We start from the raw sequence: 19996 nt of genomic DNA, 5'->3' as shown, positions 1-19996 counted from the left end.
AGCGTGGTAATTTTAACACACTTTTCTTCCTAAAAAGTACTTGGTATTAATACTCAAAATTAAAGATAATACCTTTCATTATAAACATAGTTTTTTGATTATTCGATAGAATGTACACTCCAAATAAAATAAAAATTGATATTTTTCCTTTCCAATCATGATTTTCCTAATCAGAAAGACTAATTTTGCATCTGAAATGCAGCTTTACTATTTTTTTTGGGAGATTTATAATTCGAACCAGTTTCTAGGCAGCAAAACAAGTCAGTAACAAAAGGCTGGCAAGTGGGAACCTGGTAACCGTTTGGAAATACCTATTTCTTGGTTTTACGAGTCACCAGTTTTGACTCAAAAGTATTTTTTGTTATTTTTAGGAGCTTTTAGAATGAATTACGATAAAACCGTATCAGAAATGTTGAACGTTGATGGTGCTTTGGCTGCTGCTGTAGTAGACTACTCAAGTGGTATGTTGTTGGCAGGCGGTGGTTCTGCTGCAATCGATTTGGAAATCGCTGCTGCTGGTAACACCGAAGTGATGCGTGCAAAAATGAAAACTATGGGCATGTTGGGTTTGAAAGACAATATCGAAGACATCTTGATTACTTTGGGTAAACAATACCACTTGTTGCGCCCATTGGCTAAACACGATGGCTTGTTCTTGTACTCTGTGTTGGATCGTTCTAAATCTAACTTGGCTTTGGCTCGTCGTTCTTTGGTTGATGCTGAAAACAATTTGAACTAATCACTCAACTTTTAATCTTAACCGCGCTGAGTTTTTTAATCTGGCGCGGTTTTTGTTTCACTATAAAAAGCAGCCTGCACTTTTAATCAACAAAAAGTGCAGGCTGCTTTTTATAGTGAATTAAATTTAGATTAGTACAGCGTTGCCAACTCCCTTATGTACTAGCTGTACACGGCAGTCGTTGTCGTCTTGTCCTAATCTAAATTTAATCCACTATATATTTACACAATAATCGCATCAACTTGTGCCGCACAAGCCAATGCCCACAAGGTTTGCTTGTCCATGTGGCGATGTGCAAGCTGGCTAATGTTTGCCAACACAGGCAAATGGCTCAATTTTTTGGCGGCGACTAGCGCATCAACGTCCAATCTCAACGGCTCGCCATGCAAACTCAATGTGCCTGCATCACCCAAAATAACGTGTTGATTGCCGCGCAACACGATTTGTTCTGCCGCCACCAACCAATCGCGAACTCGATGATGGCTGTCTTTGCACACAATAGTTGGGATATTTAGGCTGCCGACTTCTTGCAACAAGCTGCGGTTGGCAAGCAATTCGCCGCCCAAATACAGAATATCGGCTTGGACGGATAAGGCGACTTCCAAGTGTGCGCTGTCTCGAATCCGCATGACGATGATTTTGTTATTTTGCCGACAGATTTGGCTGATGTCGTGTAGCGTTTGCGTGGTGTTTTCCAGCGAAAAGCAGCCTGCACGCGCATAAGGATTAGCTGGCGTGTAAAAAGGGTCAAACAAAGCGGCATCGCTGTCGGCATTTAGGTGCAGGCTGCTTGCGTCTGTTTGCGCGATTGCTTGAATTTTGCGTATGCCAGAATGTCCACCCAATGCCATGCCGCGCACGGTGATTTGTGTGTCTTGCGCCCATGCTTCGCGGCTGATGATGCGCCAATCTTGCACAATGCGAATGGCGCGTTCTACTTGTGGCAAGGCTTCGATTTGGGCGATGTCAAACACGCGCTCATCGCCCACTGCACCGATAATGGTGCATTCTTTGCCGCGCGAAATGTGTTCGCTCAGCCCTTGTTGACGAATGGTTTGCACGACTCTTTGCACGTCTTCGTCTTGCGCGGTGGCTTGCATCACAATAATCATGTTGATTTCTTTCTGCTTAAAAAAATGGACGGATACGAAATCCGCCCAAAAATGGAGTGCTTACTGTTGATTAAAATGGGATATAGGTAGTTGGATTGACTGCTTTGCCGTCTGAACGGACTTCGAATAACAATTTATTGCTGCCTAAGGTTGCCACTGGCTGACCGCGCACCACTTTTTGACCATTTTGTACCAAGGCTGATGCAATCTGTGCATAAGCGGTCAAATGCTGGTCGGAGTGCTGAACAATAAGCAGATTGCCATAATTACGCAATGCACCAATATGAATCACTTGACCATCGGCTGCGGCTACGGCATTTGCGCCTTTGCCATCAATCAACATACCGCGATTTGTGCCAAATTCTTGCGTAACGCTACCGTTTGGCAAAGGACTTTGCCACACAATGCCGTCTTTGGTTTGTGTACGAACACTGGCAACGACAGGCGTAGGCGTAGCGACAACTGCTGGGGTTGTAGCGGTTGTTGTCGCGGCTGCTGTGTTAGTGGTAGTGACTGCGGCAGGTGCAGGCTGCTTGGCTGGTACATAAGGCGCGGCAGCAGCGGTTGTAGCAGTGCTTGTTGCTCTACCCGATTGGCTTACGCGCAACACTTGTCCCAACTGAATATTGTTGCCGTTCAGGTTATTCCATTGGCGCAGTTGTTCTTGGCTGATGCCGTAGCGTTTGGAAATATTGTAAACCGTGTCGCCTGCAACCACTTTATGTTGCGAACCTGTGCCAGTTTTAGCTGCTGTTACAGGTGCAGCATTTGTACGGCTGCTGCTACCAACTGGCTTTACCCACAAAGTTTGTCCAATAGAAAGGGTTGTACCAGACAAGTTGTTCCATTGCATTAACTGCTCTTGGCTGATGCCATAGCGTTTGGAAATGTTGTAAACCGTGTCACCTGCTTGAACTCGGTGCGTGCTGGCATTTTTGTCCACAGGTGAATAGTTGGGGATAAATGTGCTGCCTGTTGATGCGGTTGGCGTGTACGCAGTGCCAGTCGCTGGGGTATAAGGTGCAGCAGTTGGGGTTGTGGTTGCTGCTGGGGTATACGGTGTAGCAGACGGAGTTGTGGTTGCTGCTGAGGCATAAGGTGCTGTATTGTAAGGATTATTAGCCGTATCGGTTGGCGAACCAGTAGTGCCATAAGGTGTATTGACTGTGCCGTATGGTGTGGTAACCGTGCCATTGTCGTAGCCATAGCCGCCTGTATTTGTGCCAGATACGACTGGTGCAGGTGCTTGTTGTGCAGAACTACACGCCGACAAAATTGCAGCGGCAACTAAACTCAATAATAAACAAGCTGTTTTTTTGTTCGTATTCATGATATTTCGCTTTCTTAAATCATCATTCAAAGTGCAGGCTGCTTTGCGCTGCAATCGGCTGAATCATACCGTTTTATCGGCATCACGACAATGCTTTACGGGCATTCTTGCAGGCGAAAATCTTGCCAAGCAGCCTGCAATTTGTCTATTTGATTATGCGCGGTCAAATCCATTTGCAAAGGCGTGATGCTAATCCAGCCTGCATCGCACGTGGCAAAATCGGTGTCGGCTTGATTATCGCGTACTTCGCCTGCTGGGCCTATCCAATAAATCGATGCGCCGCGTGGGTCGGTGGATTCAATTACGTTTTGTTCGTGGTGGCGCAAACCCAGTCGCGTTACTTTAATGCCACGCAAATCTTGTACCGCTACGGCTGGAATGTTCACGTTCCACAACACGGGCGATGTGGGCGGCTGCTGCATAATGTGCGACAACACGCTCCACACGGCTTTTTCTACCGTTTCGGTAAACAAATCAAAGCGATGTGAATTGAGCGAAAACGCTACGGCTGGAATGCCCATTAAATACGCTTCGGTGGCGGCGGCAACTGTGCCTGAATACACGGTGTCATCGCCCATATTCGCGCCGTGGTTCACGCCCGATAGCACCAAATCTGGTTTAAAATCCGACTGTGCCAAAACGTGCATACCAACGTGAATGCAGTCGGTGGGCGTGCCGTTTACAAATTGAAAGCCGTTGCTGGCGGTGCGGATTCGCAACGGTTTGTCTAGTGTGAGCGAATTGCTTGTGCCACTTTTATCGCGCTCTGGGGCAACTACGCGCACATTGGCAAATTCGCCAGCCAGTCGCGCCAACAGGGCAATGCCTTGTGATAAGTAACCGTCATCATTGGAAATGAGAATATTCATTGCAGGCTGCTTTTTTGTGTGTTGAACATAAGGGTGGCATTGTAGCGGAATATTGGATTTTCTGCGAAACCATTGAATAACTGCAAATCTATTCTCTCCCCTTTGGGTGAAGGTTAGGGAGAGGGAAAGTCGGAGCGATAATCCAACGATTTTGCCCTCTCCCTAACCCTCTCCCACAGCAGAGGGAACTGGGTTGCTGAACATGACATAACCTACGAGCATCATCATGACCCAAAATCTTCCCGTTTACGCATGGAACGCGCCGCCCACTTGGTCGCAGTTACTGCAATTTGAACAACGCAATCCACACGAAAAACATGTGGTTTGGTGCGTGTTGCCTGATTCCGTTCCGCACTACGAATCGACATCGCCCCAAAATGAATACGAAAGCAGCCTGCACTTGGCGATACAAAACGCGCTATCGTGTGCGACCACGCAAGCGGTGCATTGCGTTCCGAATGCTTGGCAGAACACACATTTGTGGTTGATACCGCAGTCCCAAGCAAGCAGCCTTCACGCGCATTTTTCTGTGCCGATTCAATGGCAAACCGAAGCGATTGCGCCTGCGCCCGAAGTCTCGCCAAAAGCATGGCAAACGCCGCCCGCCGCCGATTGTCGCGACCCAAGCAGCCTGCACATTTTGATTATTGGCGCAGGCATTGCAGGCGCGGCAACGGCGTATGAATGCGCGATTCGTGGCGCAAAAGTAACCGTGTTGGAAGCGCAATCGCAAGTGGCGCAGGCAGGCAGCGGCAACCGTCAGGGCTTGTTGTATGCCAAAATTTCGCCCCACGCCACCGAGCAAACCGAATTGCTGTTGTCGGGTTATGGCTACACGCGCCACTTGCTGCGGCGGTTGTTGCCCGAACAAACCACTTGGCAGGCGTGTGGCGTGCTGCATTTGAATCACAACGCCAAAGAAGCCGAACGCAACCGCAAATTGGCGCAACAAACGCAACACGCGCATTTGTATCGTGCTGTATCGGCGCAGCTGGCGAGCGAGTTGGCAGGCATTTGCATTGAGCAGGACGGTTTGTTTTGGCAACAAGGCGCGTGGTTGAATCCTGCATCGTTGGTACAAAAACTGTTGTCGCACCCGAATATTACGTTGCACACCAACCAGCGTTTGATTCAGGCGGACTACGATGGCGCGATGTGGCACGTTCGCAGCAAAACGCACACTTGGCAGGGCAGTCATTTGGTGTTTTGCACAGGTGCAAGCAGCCTGCACACACCGATTGTGCAGACTTTGCCGTTGCAGATTATTCGCGGTCAAACCAGTTTGGTTGCAGCAAACAAAAGCAGCCTGCAACTCAAAATCGCCTTATCGGGCGCGAGTTACATTTCCCCAGCGTGGCAAGGCGAACATTGTTTTGGGGCGACTTTTGCACCAAATTGCGCGGACGACACTTGGCAAAGCGCGGACGAACAGCACAACCGAAATGAATTGGCTCAACTAAATAACACGCTGTATCAATCGTTTAGCACATTATGGAACGAACCAAGCAGCCTGCACGAATCATCGCGCGGTCATGCGGCGTTGCGTTGCGATTGTCATGACCATTTGCCTGCCGTTGGCGCGTTGGGCGATACCGATGCCATGCGCCGCGTCTATGCCCAATACGCGCTGGACAAAAATTACCGCATCAACACACCGTGTCCCTATTTACCGAATGCCTACATCAACACCGCGCACGGTTCGCGTGGCTTGGCAACCGCGCCTTTGTGTGCTGCCGACATCGCCGCGCAAATTATGAACACGCCCAGATTGTTGTCGCTACGATTGCGCCACGCGCTCAATCCAAATCGCTTGATTATTAAAGAATTGGTGCATGGGAAGGTGGGTGCGAAATCGCAATAAAAAGTGCAGGCTGCTTTTCGTGTTACTGAAAAAGCAGCCTGCACTATTCATCACAAAACGATGCCCCCTAAAAACCGAAATTTTTAGGGGGCAGAGCGTTACGAATTTCTTTTCAGAACTTCTTATTGTAGCAACGTTTCTCATTTCGCAATGCAACAATAGCGAGAATCATACAACACAATGATTTCACTGTCAATCTAATCATTTCATGTTACAAAAATATTTTTGTTTACGATTGCCAGAGTAGTCATTTTTCTTTATATTTTGTCCTTGGCAGCGAGGACAAATTAAAGTTATTTCTGTTTTCACACACTCAAATATACTCTGTTTTCGCTGCTTTTTTATTGCTTATTTTTTACAGCACACTTTTCAGGACACCACCAAATATTTTTTAAACAGGGGTAATACATCATGGCTGCAAAATCATTAAATTACATTTTGGGTTTGGATTTGGGGATTGCGTCTTGCGGTTGGGCGGTTGTGGAAATGGACGAACAAGAAAATCCACTTCGTTTGATTGATGTGGGCGTGCGGACGTTTGAAGAAGCCGAAACCCCAAAGACGGTTCATCGTTGGCGGAAACGCGCCGATTGGCTCGCGCTCAACGCCGTTTAATCAGTCGCCGCGCCAATCGCATGAACAAATTGCGCCGTTTGTTGAAACAAGAAAATGTTTTGCAAGCCAATGATTATGATGAAAAAGGTTTAATCATCGGTTTACCCAATCAGGCGTGGGAACTTCGCGCACAAGGTTTGGACAGAAAACTTGAACCCAAAGAATGGGCAGCGGTGTTGATTAATTTGGTTAAACATCGCGGCTATTTGTCGCAGCGCAAAAACGAAAGCCAAACGGCGGATAAAGAATTGGGCGCGTTGCTGTCGGGCATGAATCACAATCATCAATTATTACAATCTCAATCTAATCAATATCGTACGCCAGCAGAATTGGCGATTAAACAATTTGCCACGCAAGACGGACACATTCGCAATCAACGTGGCGCGTACACGCACACATTTAATCGTTTGGATTTGCAAAATGAGTTAAATCAATTATTTGACGCGCAAACACGTTTGGGCAATCCGCACGTTTCAGGCAGCCTGAAAACCGCGATTAATGATTTATTGATGAACCAAAAAGCCGCTTTATCGGGCGATGCGATTCTGGAAATGTTGGGGCGTTGCACGTTTGAACCGAGCGAATACAAAGCCGCAAAAAATACATACAGCGCAGAGCGTTTTGTGTGGCTGGGGAAATTGACGAATTTGCGTATTCAAGACAATGGCTTGGAATCTGCTTTATCGCGTGAACAGCGTGAATTGTTATTGAACGAGCCATACAACAAAACAAAATTGACCTATCAACAAGTTCGTAAATTGTTAAGGCTGCCTGAAACCGCATTTTTCAAAGGTTTGCGTTATGGAAAAGACAATGCCGAATCTGCCACTTTCATGGAAATGAAATCGTATCACGCCATTAGAAAATCTTTGGAAAACAAATCGTTGAAATCAGAATGGGAAAAGCTGAAAACGCAGCCTAAACTATTAGATTTAATCGGTACGGCATTTTCCATTTACAAAACCGATGATGAGATTGCAGGCTGCCTGAAAAATCAATTACCCGAAAATGTGATAATTGCCTTGCAAGAGCAGTTAAATTTCAGCAATTTTATGGAATTGTCGTTAAAAGCGTTGGAAAAATTGTTGCCGTTAATGGAACAAGGTTTGCGCTACGATGAAGCGTGTACGCAAATTTACGGTAATCGTCACGAAAAAATTGCCGATAAAACCGAAAAATTCTTGCCGAATATTCCTGCCGATAAACTGCGAAATCCTGTTGTATTGCGGACGCTCACGCAAGCGCGAAAAGTGATTAACGCGATTATTCGCCGATACGGTTCGCCAGCGCGTGTACATATTGAGACAGGACGAGAAGTCGGTAAATCATTCTCTGACCGCGATAAATTAAAAAAACAACAAGAAGAAAATCAAGAACAACGCCGACGCGCTATTGATGAATGGAAACAGTTTTTCCCCAATGCAGCGCATGAACCCAAAGCGGTGGATATTTTGAAATTGCGCTTATATCAATTACAGCAGGGCAAATGTTTGTATTCAGGTTTGCCAATTGATGTTCGCAGGCTGCCTGAAAAAGGGTATGTGGAAATTGACCACGCGCTGCCATTCTCGCGGACTTGGGACGACAGTTTCAATAATAAAATCTTAGTGTTGGCTTCGGAAAACCAAAACAAAGGCAATCAAACGCCATACGAATATTTACGTGGTGCGGACAACAGCGAGAGTTGGCGGTTATTTGTGGAAAATGTGCAAAATTGCCAGTTTTCGCCCAATAAAAAGCAAAAAATCATGGCAAAACAGCTTGATGAAAAAGGTTTTCTTGAACGCAATTTGAACGACACGCGCTATGTTTCGCGCTTTTTGTGTCAATTTATCAGCGAGCATTTGCATTTAACAGGCAAAGGCAAAAAGCGCGTGTTTGCCAGCAATGGGCAAATTACCGCGTTGTTGCGTGGGCGTTGGGGTTTGAGCAAAAATCGTGAAGAAAATGACCGTCATCATGCGGTAGATGCGGTGGTGGTGGCGTGTAGCACGGTTGCCATGCAGCAAAAAATCACGCAATTTGTACGTTATCAAAAAGGCAATGTGTTCACAGGCGAACGCATTGACAAGGAAACAGGCGAAGTGATTTCAATCCATTTTCCAACGCCTTGGGAACATTTCCGTGAAGAAGTGATGATTCGTGTATTTGATGATAATCCGCTCCGAACGCTGCCTGAAAAATTACCAAACCGCCCCGAAGCCTTGCATGAATACGTTATGCCGTTGTTTGTGTCGCGTATGCCAACGCGAAAAATGACTGGGCAAGGACACAAAGAAACCATTAAATCTGCCAAGCGTTTAGACGAGAAAATCAGCGTTTTGCGCGTGCCATTAACGCAGTTGAAATTGAATGATTTGGAAAACATGGTTAATCGTGAACGTGAACCTGCTTTATACGAAGCCTTGAAAGCGCGTTTGGAACAATTTAAAAATGACCCTGCAAAAGCCTTTGCTGAACCATTCTTCAAACAAGGCGGACAGCAAGTCAAAGCCGTGCGCGTGGAAATCGTACAAAAATCAGGTATGTTGTTACGCAAAATCAATGGTGTGGCGGATAACGGTTCTATGGTGCGCGTTGATGTGTTTGAGAAATCAGGAAAATTTTATCTTGTGCCAATTTATGCGTGGCAAGTGGCAGAAGGCATTTTGCCTAATTATGCCGTAGTGGCACATAAAGATGAAAGCGATTGGATTTTAATGGACGAAAGCTATCATTTTAAATTTGCTTTGTATAAAAATGATTTGCTAGAAGTGCAAACAAAGAAAGGGGGCATTATGGGTTATTTTGCAAGTTTAGACCGTGCAACAGGTGCAATTACCATTCGTGAACATGACCGTGATAAGAAAAAATGTAAAGATGGCGAACATCGAAGCATTGGTGTGAAAATGGCTTCATCATTCAAAAAACTGCAAGTTGATGAATTAGGTAAAAACATTCACGAAACACGTAGCAGAAAACGCCCAAATATTGGCTAAACCCAATCCCCCAAACGATGATTTAAAGTAATATTAAATCATCGTTTGGGGGATTTTTTTCAAGGAGCATCAAAATGAGTTGGCGAAGTTTGTTAATCAGCAAAGGTGGTAAATTATCTTTACACAACAATCAATTATTGATTGCACAACAAGACGGCAGCCACACCGTACCATTAGAAGACATTGCCATAATTGTGGTGGAAAACCGCGAAACCGTTTTGACTGCGCCCTTGCTATCGGCTTTGGCGCAAAATGGGATTGGTTTATTGACGTGTGATGAGCAATTTTTGCCATGCGGTCAATGGTTGCCATTCGCGCAATATCATCGCCCACTCAAAACGCTGAATTTGCAATTAAACGCGACTTTGCCGCAGAAAAAACAGCTTTGGCAAAAAATTGTTCGTCAAAAAATCATCAATCAATCGTTTGTGTTAAATGAAATGGGTGCGGACAAAGCCGCCGAGCGATTGTTGCATTTTGCCGAAAAAGTCAAATCTGGCGACAGCGACAATCAAGAAGCGCAAGCGGCGGCTTATTATTTTCAGGCAGCTTTTGGCGATGAATTCACGCGCCAACAAGAAAACAGCCTGAACGCGCATTTAAATTATGGCTACACCATTTTGCGTTCGGCGGTGGCGCGAGCGTTGGTGCAATATGGTTGGTTGCCAGCGTTGGGATTGCATCATCACAACGAGCAAAATCCGTTTAATTTAGCTGATGATGTTATTGAGCCGTTTCGTCCTTTGGTGGATTTATGGGTGCATACCACCACGCTCTCAGGCAGCCTGCAAGATGAATTAACGCCACACAATAAGCAAAATTTGATTCAATTATTGCATTATCAAATGCGTTGGCGTGGGCAAATTTTCACTACATTGGGCGCGATAGACCGTGCGGTAGCGAGTTTGCAGGCTGCTTTGAAAGAAAAAGATGCACAAAAATTGACGCTGCCTGAATTATTGTCTTTAAAAGAACATAACTATGAGTGAGAACCAATTTATGCGAATCATCGTCTTTTTTGATTTACCCGTAACCAGTCGCGCCAAACGCAAGGCGGCTAATGATTTTCGCCGTTTTTTGGTAAAAGACGGTTACATTCGGTTGCAATTATCGGTTTATACACGGATTGTACGTGGGCGAGATATGTTGGAAAAACACCACAAACGGCTTTGCGCGAATCTACCAAAAGAAGGTTCGGTACGCTGTTTGGAAGTAACGGAAAAGCAATTTGTCGCGATGAAAGTGCTGCTTGGCGATAAACCAACGCAAGAAAAACGGGTGAATGCACAGCAATTTTTGCTGTTTTAGCGTGATTTTTTGAAGTGAAAAAATGCCCGAAACCTTGAATTTATCAGGGTTTCGGGCAGGGGTATTGTAGCATTGCGAAATGAGAAAGGGAACTACACTCTCAAACTCAATTGAATTAAATAAAAAGTGCAGACTGCTTTTCGTGTTACTGAAAAAGCAGCCTGCACTTTATTTACAACGATTTACTTGCCTTCTTCGCTATCCAAGAAGCTCTTCAATTTATCCGAGCGCGTTGGGTGGCGCAATTTACGCAATGCTTTGGCTTCAATCTGACGAATACGCTCGCGCGTTACATCAAACTGCTTGCCCACTTCTTCCAACGTGTGGTCGGTATTCATGTCAATGCCAAAACGCATACGCAGCACTTTGGCTTCACGCGGCGTTAGGCTTTCCAGAATATCGGAAGTTACTTCACGCAAGCTCGAATACATGGCTGCATCGGCTGGCGCAACGTTGTTCACATCTTCAATAAAATCGCCCAAGTGTGAATCATCGTCATCGCCAATCGGCGTTTCCATAGAAATCGGCTCTTTGGCGATTTTCATGATTTTGCGGATTTTGTCTTCGGGCATCTCCATCAATTCCGCCAATTTTGCTGAATCGGGTTCTTCGCCCGTTTCCTGCAAATACTGACGCGAAATGCGGTTCATTTTGTTAATTGTTTCAATCATATGAACAGGGATACGAATTGTGCGGGCTTGGTCAGCAATCGAGCGCGTAATCGCTTGGCGAATCCACCAAGTCGCATAAGTCGAAAACTTATAACCACGACGATATTCAAACTTATCCACCGCTTTCATCAAACCAATATTGCCTTCCTGAATCAAATCCAAGAATTGCAAGCCGCGATTGGTGTATTTTTTGGCGATAGAAATCACCAAACGCAAGTTCGCTTGAATCATTTTTTGCTTGGCGGCAGCGGTTTCTTTTTCGCTTTTCACCATGTTTTTGCTGATGTCTTTTAGCTCGGCAATCGAAATTCGCGCATGGGCTTCCAACGCCGCCATTTCGGTTTGTTTTTCCAAAATTGCGTGTTTGAAACGCCCCAAAGCCTCGCTCCACACGCGGTTTTTGGCGACTTCTTCGTCAATCCATTCCAAATAGGTGGCATTGGGCATAAATTGCTCAATAAAGTATTCTCTGTCCATGCGAACGCGGTCTAGGCAAATATCGCGGATTTCGCGTTCCAGCTTGCGGATTTGTTCTACACGACTACGCAAGTTATCGCTCAATTTTTCGATTTGACGCGTAGAGAAGCGCACTTCCAACAATTTTTGCGCGATATTATTGCGGTGTTCCAAATATTTGGCGTGTTTGCTGTCGTTTTTATCCAGCACACGAATCATCAAGCCGTAGCTTTTTTCGATTTGCTTGAAATGCTCCAACACTTCGGCTTTGAGCTCTTCCAAGTTTTGTTGATTGTCCATGCTGCCTGCATCGCCACTGTCGCTGTCGTCGTCTTCGTCCGACTCGTCGCTGCTGTCATCGCTATCTGTGGCGGCATCGTTATCGCTTTGCAGGCTGCTTTCTAAATGTCCCAAACCCAATTCGTTGAGCAACACTTCGTTGGGGTCGATAATCGCTTCTACCACTTCATCTACGCGGATTTCGTCTTTTTTGATTTGCTCAATCAATTCCAAGATTTCGCCAACCGAACCTGGGCAAGCGGAAATGGCCTGAATCATATTTTTGAGTGCGTTTTCAATCTCTTTGGCGATTTTGATTTCGTCTTCGCGCGTCAAAAGTTCCACTTGACCCATTTCGCGCATATACATACGCACGGGGTCGGTGGTGCGCCCGAATTCGGAATCAGCTTGCGACAAGGCGGCTTCGGCTTCGGCAACCGCGTCATCATCGGTGATACCTGTGCTGTTGTCGTTCATCAGCAAGGCATCGGCATCGGGTGCTTCTTCGGTTACTTGAATGCCAAGGCTTTGAATCATATTGACAATGCCGTCAATTTGTTCGGCATCGGACATATCGTCTGGCAGGGAGTCGTTGATTTCGGCATAGGTGATGTAGCCGCGCTCTTTGCCCAGCATAATCAAACGGCGCAAACGCTCGCGCTGTTCTTCGGGCGTGAGTGGACGTGAGTCGTCCAATGTGTTGTCATCGGTATCGTTGTCTTGAAAATGTTGATTTGACATAAGATTTCTCGTTATTGCGGATAAAGTGCAGGCTGCTTTGAAATGTTAATAGCGCGTTATTCAGAAATACGGTTGGGATTTTTCCCATTCAAAAGCAGCCTGCACTTGGTATTTAACCTGCAATAGCCATGTTTTGGGCTTTCAGGCAAAAAGTAAAACAAAACGGTGTGGCTCGCAATATAAGGGCAAATGTTGAGATTGCAATCCTTATTTGCGGATTTAGGGGCGCGATTATAGCAAAAAAGCAGCCTGCATTTTTATTTATCGCATCACAAGCGCATCACGCCACTCACGCCTTTGACTTCTGCCAGCGATGCCAACACGCACGGCAATTCATCTACTTTTTTCACTTCCAGCGTAAAGCGCATACTGGCTTCCAAGTCGCGCGTTTGTGTATGCACGGCGGTTACGTTCACTTTGTGGCGAGCCAGCGCATCGGACACATCGCGCAATAAGCCGTTGCGGTCTTGGGCGCGGACTTCGATGTCTATCGCGAACATTTGTCCTGCGTCTATGCCTGCCCAGCTTGCTGTCATCACTTTTTCGGGCGATTGCGTTGCCAAGTGTTCAAAATCGGCACAGCCTTGGCGATGAATCGACACGCCTTTGTCGCGCGTTACAAAACCGACAATCAAATCGGGCGGTGCAGGTTTGCAACATTTGGCAAGATTGGTCAGCAAACCGCCTTCGCCGCCCACCAACACGCCATTTTTGCCGCCTGATTGGATTTTGGATTTTTTAACGATGCTGGTTTCGCTAATCGGCACAGGCGGCGGTTCGTTGAGCACACCAGCGGCTTTTTGTATGGCGTGTGGCGACACTTCGCCCTGCCCGACTGCGGTAAACAAATCGTCCAAATGTTTAAAACCGAGCTTTTCACACAACTGTTGATGATTGGGCTTGGGGTTGATTTTGGCAATCGCTTTATCAAACTGATTTTTGCCGTCTTCACGAATAGCTTCGGCGTTTTGTTGGCGGATATACGCGCGGATTTTGCTAATCGCTTTGTTGGATTTGACCCAGCCTTCGTGCAGCCAGTTCACAGACGGAACGCCTTCTTTGGCGGCGATGATTTCTACGCGCTGACCGTTTTCCAATGGCGTGGACAACGGCACGATTTGTCCGTTTACTTTTGCGCCGCGACAACGGTCTCCCAAATTACTGTGCAAGGCGTAGGCAAAATCAATCGGCGTTGCGCCTGCTGGCAACGACAATACTTTGCCGTGCGGTGTTAAAACGTAAATGGTGTCGTTGAACAATTCGGTTTTGAACGCGGCGGCTAAATCTTCTTTGCCGCTTTCTGCCATGTTTTCGCGCCAATCTAGCAACTGACGCAGCCACGCGATTTTTTGTTCGTATGCCGAATCGCCTTTGCCGCCTTCTTTGTATCGCCAGTGCGCTGCCACGCCAAATTCGTTGAATTCGTGCATTTCGTGGGTGCGGATTTGTACTTCAATGCCTTTGTCTTCTGGTCCGACAATCACAGTGTGCAGACTTTTGTAGCCGTTGCCTTTGGGGTTGGCGATGTAATCATCAAATTCGCCTGGGATTGGCTGCCACAGGCTATGCACAATGCCGAGCGTGGTGTAGCACTCCGACACGCTGTTTACCAACACGCGCACGGCACGAATGTCGTACAAGCCGTCAAAATCCAGCTTTTTCTTGACCATTTTTTTGTAGATGGAATAAATGTGCTTGGGGCGGCCTGCCACATCGCATTGAATGCCTGCTTGGTTTACGGCGGTTTGCAGGCTGCTTAAAAATTGTTCGATGTATTCCAAACGCTCGGTGCGTTTTTCGTCCAACAATTTGGCGATGCGTTTGTATTCTTCGGGGTTGTAGTGGCGAAAACCCAAGTCTTCGAGCTGCCATTTGAGTTGCCATACGCCCAAACGGTTGGCAAGCGGCGCAAAAATATCCAGCGTTTCTTTGGCAAGGACGCGTTTTTGTGGGCTGTCGGGCGTTTGCGATAAATATTGCATAGAGCGTGTTCGCAACGCCAATTTAATCAGCACCACGCGAATATCGGACACCATGGCAAGCAACATTTTCCGCATCGTTTCGGCTTGATTGGCGCGTTCTTCGGGCGTGGCAAGTGCATCTACTTTGGCAAAATGCGTCAGTTTTTGTACTTCGTCTATGCCTGCTACTAGCGTGGCAACGGCTTGTCCGCATTGCTCGCTCACTTGCGTTTTCCAATCGGTGCAATAAGTGGAAATATCGGTTAAAAGCGTGGCAGCAACGGCTTCGGCAAGCAAATCCATATCGCGCACCATCAAAGCAGCCTGCAATAAATGTTGCAACAAAGGTTCGTGCGCCGATGTGGTTACGGCATCGTCTGGATAATGGGTTTGCGCCAATTTTAAAGCAGCCTGCAATAGTTTTTGTTCGGGTGCAGGCTGGTTGTTGGCATAGTCCAAATAATCTTGCAAATGGGCTGGGTTCATTTTGGCTTCCTTTTTTATGCAACAACGAGAACGGTAAAGTTTGCGATTATACAAAGTATTGTTTTATTTTGTGCTACAAAAGTCCACACAGCCAACAAAAATAGTTAAAATCCAAATATGTGGATATTTAACATTTCTTGGCATTAACTTAACAATCCAAGATTGGGCTGTCCACCTTAATTGATGACTTGATACACTAGGAGTAACAACTATGCGTTTGACACATTCTGCACTCGCACTTGCATTGGCTTTTTCTTTTGGCAACTTTGCTCACGCCAACACGCTGGCATGTAGCAACAGTTATGGTTTTCGCGTTGATGTGTCGGGCAATACTGGCGCAACAGTCTGCTCCAATACTTCTAGCGATTTGATTGATTTGGTTAAAGATTTCTCTCTATCCAATAGCGGCTACACGCAATCTTCTGCTGCCTTTGCCGTTGGACGAATTAACGATGTGGACTTTACCGCGTCGTATGCCGCCAATTCGAACGATTTGGTTTTTAATGCACCAGACTTGGGCATTGAAAACAAAGTGTTCACTGGTGCAACCCGTAAAAAAGCCCAAGATGCTTTTGAAGATTGGGTCAAACACAGTGGCATTATTGGCGACATGATGCGCTACCAATCTAAACATTCTGCCGCCAGCCCCATCACAGGTGCAGCAGGGATTATGCCCACTATGGCAGCCACCGATTTCAATACTGAAATTCAATCGGTTAGCAATATTGCCACCACGCCGTCTAGCAGCACAGACAACAAAGAAAGCACCACCAATGCCGATGCCACTCCTATCAACAATCTCATCGGAACAGGTGTGAGCATTGGTTCGTTCTCCAACAATGGCGAGCGCATCAATTCTTATACCCTGCCGTTGTCGTATTCGATTGGAACGGGCGACGATTCGCGTCAGCAGCTTATTATTAGCGTGCCTTTAACCATGTACACCATTGGTAAAGCGAAAGGTTATCATGCGGGTGTTGGTATCGCACATCGCTTCCCCATTACCCAAAATTGGACGCTGACACCTGGTGTTCGTTATGCCCTAACAGGCTCAGTTGACCGCGCAACGATTGCATCGGTAACCAGTGCCAGCCTAACCAGTACCTATCATATTCCTTTTGAGCAGTTTGATTTGAATATCGCCAATATGATTGGCCACTACCGCACAGGCAAATTCAAAGCAGGCGATTATTCATTTGACCCAAATATCAAACAAACGATGTTACGCAATGGTGTGATGCTATCCCAACCGATTACGCTGGGAAGCCAACAATTAGCCATTGAATATTCATTGATTGACACGCGCTATATTGGCGGACAAAAACCGTTTATGCGCGATATGCAAGAATTTGGCGTGACATTAGGCACGCATCGCAACAACAATAGCCACCAATCGTTTTTACGCGCAGGCGTTAGCTATGTTCGCGCCAAAGACAATAATGGCTTTACGTTCAACTTTGGCTATTGGTTTTAATATAGCTTAACCATTTCAAATCACCAATATAGTGAATTCAATTCAACCGAATAATCAACAAGCCACAGTATGCCTAAATCACACAAAAGAGCATTGTGCCTTGAATTGAATTCACTATCTATTTTCACGCTATAATCCTACCCTTTCCAATCAACCAAACGGAACAATCATGAGTCGCATCGCACAAACTTTTGCTCAACTGGGCAAGCGCAAAGCCCTGATTCCCTACATCACCGTGGGCGACCCCAATCTTGCCACCACTGTTCAACTGATGCACAGCATGGCGCAAGCTGGCGCAAGCATTTTGGAATTGGGTGTACCGTTTTCCGACCCCATGGCAGATGGCCCAACCATTCAACGCGCCGTAGAACGCGCTCTTGCCAACCACGTTTCGCTGCACGATGTTTTGAACGTGGTGCGCGAATTTCGTCAAAGCAACCAACACACGCCTGTGGTGTTGATGGGCTACTTAAATCCCATTCACAAAATGGGTTACGAAGCCTTTGCCCAAGCCGCTGCCGAAGCTGGCGTGGACGGTGTGCTAACCGTAGATAGCCCGATTGAACACATCGCGCCCTTGCAAGAAGCCTTAAAATCGCGTGGCGTGGACTGCATTTTCCTGATTGCACCCACCACCACCGAAGCGCGTATGCAAGAAATCGCCAAACGTGCCAGCGGTTTTGTGTACTATGTTTCGCTCAAAGGCGTAACGGGTTCAGCGCAGCTAGACACGCAAGCCGTTGCTGACAAAATCGCGGTATTGCGCCAACACATTCACATTCCGATTGGCGTGGGCTTTGGTATTCACGATGCCAACAGCGCGGCGCAAATCGCCCAAGTTGCCGATGCGGTTATTGTGGGCAGTTGCATTGTCAAACAAATTGAAGAACACGGCAGCAACGCACCGCAAGCCGTGGGCGATTTGGTGCGCGAATTGGTTGCCGCGATTTAAATCATGCCAACTCAATACGCTCCCTTTTCGGTTTTGATGTCGCTATACGAACGCGAGCAGCCTGCATTTTTAAACCAATGTTTAAGCAGCCTGCACACGCAAACTTGCCTTGCCGATGAAATTGTCATTGTGTTAGACGGCAACATTACGCCCCAATTGCAGGCTGCTTTGGACGATTGGGCAACGCGATTGCCTTTGCGCGTATTGCCTTTGTCGCACAATGTGGGCTTGGGCAAAGCACTCAATCACGGCTTGGCACATTGTCAGCACGATTGGGTGTTTCGCATGGACACAGACGACATTGCCGCGCCGCATCGCTTTGAGCGACAACTGGCGTATTTAGCCACGCACCCCAATGTGGCGTTACTGGGCGCACAAATCGCCGAGTTCACGCAATCGCCCGAACAAGCACACGGCAATCGCCGCGTTCCCGAATCCCATCAACAGATTCAACAATTCGCACAAAAACGCAATCCATTCAACCACATGACTATTGCCTATCGCAAAAGCGCGGTGCAGCAAGCAGGCGGTTATCAACATCATTGGTTTATGGAAGACTACAATTTGTGGCTGCGAATGCTGGCGCAAAATGTGCAGGCTGCTAATTTGCCCGATGTGCTGGTTTACGCGCGAACAGGCACAAATATGGTGCAACGCCGCCGCGGTTGGCAATACGTCCAAAGCGAATGGCAGTTATATCAACTCAAACGCCAATTGCGCTTGCAAGCCCCGCTCGCCGCCGTATTTTGCCTGCTGCAACGCACCTTGCCGCGCCTGCTCCCCACTTTTTTATTGCAACACCTTTACACTTGGCTACGCCGAACATGAAACCCACGCCTTCTCTTTTTATTCGCTTGCTCACAGGCATTGTATTAGCCGCCATCACCACAGAATTGTATTTATTTTTCAAAGACATCAATCCGCTCAACAGCAAAGTCATCAACAGCAATTTGATTAGCCTGCTTGCCTACACGCTTGCCGCTATTTCCATCAATAAACTGCTGTATTTCCCTGGCAAACAAAGCTGGCTGCACATTTTGCCCGCCGTTGGCTTGTCATACAGCAGCGTGTTTGGCATGAGTGCCGTGTTTTTTGTTACCTTTTCCAACAGCTTTGTCATCACCAACGGCATTTTGGCGACCGCGTTTTTTGTGGGCGACTTCATTCGCCGCAACCGCCACATTCCACACATTGCCTATATTCCAATCGGACGCGCCAGCCAAGCCCAGCAAATCCCCCATGTAAACTGGATAGAACTGCAACAACCCGTTTTGCCACAAAGCAGCCTGCAATCCGTTGTTGCCGATTTACACAGCCCCGATTTAACCCCCGAATGGCAAAAATTTTTAGCAGCCTGCACCCTGCGCGGCATACCCGTGTACAACATTCGCCAAATCCAAGAATCGCTCACAGGGCGCGTGCAAATTCATCACATGTATGAAAACGACTTGGGCTCACTGTTGCCATCGCCAGCCTATATGCTAGTCAAACGCCTGCTCGACATCGTATGCGTATTGTGCGCCCTACCCTTTGCCCTGCCACTCATGCTGCTGACCGCAATCGCCATTCGCTTGGAAAGTTCGGGCAGCGTTTTGTTTACCCAAAACCGCGTAGGACAAGGCGGACGCGAATTTCGTATCTACAAATTCCGCAGCATGAGCCAAGATTCCGAAAAAGACGGCGCAAAACTAGCGCAAGTGGGCGACAGCCGCATTACCCAAGTCGGACACTTTATCCGCAAAACACGATTAGACGAATTGCCCCAATTTTTCAATATCTTAAAAGGAGACATGAGCCTAATCGGGCCGCGCCCCGAGCAAAAAGTCTTTGTAGAACAATTTGAACAAAGCATCGCGTTTTACAACTATCGCCACATCGTCAAACCAGGTTTATCGGGCTGGGCGCAAGTAACACAAGGCTACGCAGGCAACGAAGACGAAACCCGCGTCAAAATTGAACACGATTTTTACTACATCAAACATTTTTCGCTGTCGTTAGACCTGCTAATTGTGTTCAAAACCATCAAAATTATTCTGACAGGCTTTGGCGCACGATAACTTTTTCACCATACAAAACAAAAGATAATGTAATTTATCGTCTTTTCTTGCAAAGAAATGTTTGACGAATACCGAGCCAATCTGTATAGTTCGGCTCTTCGGTAGTT

General features: G+C 46.8%; 12 protein-coding genes and 2 pseudogenes. 9 read left to right on the top strand and 5 right to left on the bottom strand.

The genetic code is table 11. The features are described 5' to 3' along the window. The first annotated feature begins 382 nt into the window (after positions 1-382). Positions 383-739: a hypothetical protein gene (locus DQN52_RS04140; RefSeq protein ID WP_003785259.1), complete on the top strand. Its 357-nt coding sequence runs from the start codon at positions 383-385 to the stop codon at positions 737-739. Positions 740-960: 221 nt separating this feature from the next. Here the strand turns inward: DQN52_RS04140 and DQN52_RS04135 are convergent, their stop codons facing one another. The 3 genes from DQN52_RS04135 to surE all read right to left on the bottom strand — a co-directional run bounded on the left by DQN52_RS04135 (position 961) and on the right by surE (position 4050). Beyond that, entirely contained in the window at positions 961-1851 is an 891-nt protein-coding gene (locus DQN52_RS04135; protein ID WP_003785255.1) for a hypothetical protein, read from the bottom strand. A 70-nt stretch (positions 1852-1921) separates the two neighbouring features. After that, a complete protein-coding gene (locus DQN52_RS04130; protein WP_038334355.1) occupies positions 1922-3181 on the bottom strand; it encodes a M23 family metallopeptidase in 1260 nt (419 codons plus the stop codon). Positions 3182-3276: 95 nt separating this feature from the next. Next, positions 3277-4050, bottom strand: coding sequence for a 5'/3'-nucleotidase SurE (surE, locus tag DQN52_RS04125; protein WP_003785250.1), 774 nt, complete (start codon positions 4048-4050; stop codon positions 3277-3279). Positions 4051-4276: 226 nt separating this feature from the next. Between surE and mnmC the strand changes: the two genes are divergently transcribed. The 4 genes and pseudogenes from mnmC (at position 4277) to cas2 (ending at position 10812) form a co-directional block, all read left to right on the top strand. Then, positions 4277-5911: an FAD-dependent 5-carboxymethylaminomethyl-2-thiouridine(34) oxidoreductase MnmC gene (mnmC, locus tag DQN52_RS04120; RefSeq protein WP_003785248.1), complete on the top strand. Its 1635-nt coding sequence runs from the start codon at positions 4277-4279 to the stop codon at positions 5909-5911. Positions 5912-6322: 411 nt separating this feature from the next. Continuing rightward, positions 6323-9504: pseudogene (gene cas9, locus DQN52_RS04115) on the top strand (type II CRISPR RNA-guided endonuclease Cas9). A 74-nt stretch (positions 9505-9578) separates the two neighbouring features. After that, a complete protein-coding gene (gene cas1, locus DQN52_RS04110) occupies positions 9579-10493 on the top strand; it encodes a type II CRISPR-associated endonuclease Cas1 (protein WP_003785243.1) in 915 nt (304 codons plus the stop codon). Next, entirely contained in the window at positions 10486-10812 is a 327-nt protein-coding gene (gene cas2, locus DQN52_RS04105; RefSeq protein WP_003785240.1) for a CRISPR-associated endonuclease Cas2, read from the top strand. Before cas1 ends, cas2 begins: the two co-directional genes overlap by 8 nt. Before the next feature lie 182 nt (positions 10813-10994). Here the strand turns inward: cas2 and rpoD are convergent, their stop codons facing one another. Both rpoD and DQN52_RS04095 read right to left on the bottom strand, forming a co-directional pair. Next, the gene (gene rpoD, locus DQN52_RS04100; RefSeq protein WP_003785239.1) at positions 10995-12959 is read right to left on the bottom strand and encodes an RNA polymerase sigma factor RpoD; all 1965 of its coding nucleotides are present in this window, start codon (positions 12957-12959) and stop codon (positions 10995-10997) included. Between the two features lie 269 nt (positions 12960-13228). Continuing rightward, positions 13229-15328 (bottom strand): annotated as a pseudogene (locus DQN52_RS04095) (RelA/SpoT family protein); the annotation flags it as partial. A gap of 289 nt (positions 15329-15617) precedes the next feature. On the opposite strand from DQN52_RS04095, the gene DQN52_RS04090 reads away from it, so the two are divergent. The 4 genes from DQN52_RS04090 (at position 15618) to DQN52_RS04075 (ending at position 19889) form a co-directional block, all read left to right on the top strand. Beyond that, on the top strand, positions 15618-16880 hold the full coding sequence (locus tag DQN52_RS04090) for a hypothetical protein (protein ID WP_003785236.1): 1263 nt from the start codon (positions 15618-15620) through the stop codon (positions 16878-16880). Positions 16881-17049: 169 nt separating this feature from the next. Further along, a complete protein-coding gene (gene trpA / locus DQN52_RS04085) occupies positions 17050-17832 on the top strand; it encodes a tryptophan synthase subunit alpha (protein WP_003785234.1) in 783 nt (260 codons plus the stop codon). Between the two features lie 3 nt (positions 17833-17835). Beyond that, positions 17836-18660, top strand: coding sequence for a glycosyltransferase family 2 protein (locus tag DQN52_RS04080; RefSeq protein WP_003785232.1), 825 nt, complete (start codon positions 17836-17838; stop codon positions 18658-18660). Next, entirely contained in the window at positions 18657-19889 is a 1233-nt protein-coding gene (locus DQN52_RS04075) for a sugar transferase (protein ID WP_003785230.1), read from the top strand. The genes DQN52_RS04080 and DQN52_RS04075 overlap by 4 nt, the downstream gene beginning before the upstream one ends. Positions 19890-19996: the final 107 nt, after the last annotated feature.

The sequence above is a fragment of the Kingella kingae genome (assembly GCF_900475905.1).
GTDB lineage: Bacteria > Pseudomonadota > Gammaproteobacteria > Burkholderiales > Neisseriaceae > Kingella > Kingella kingae.
Note: the sequence above shows the minus strand (reverse complement) of the source record. Positions and strands in the feature narration are given on the sequence as shown.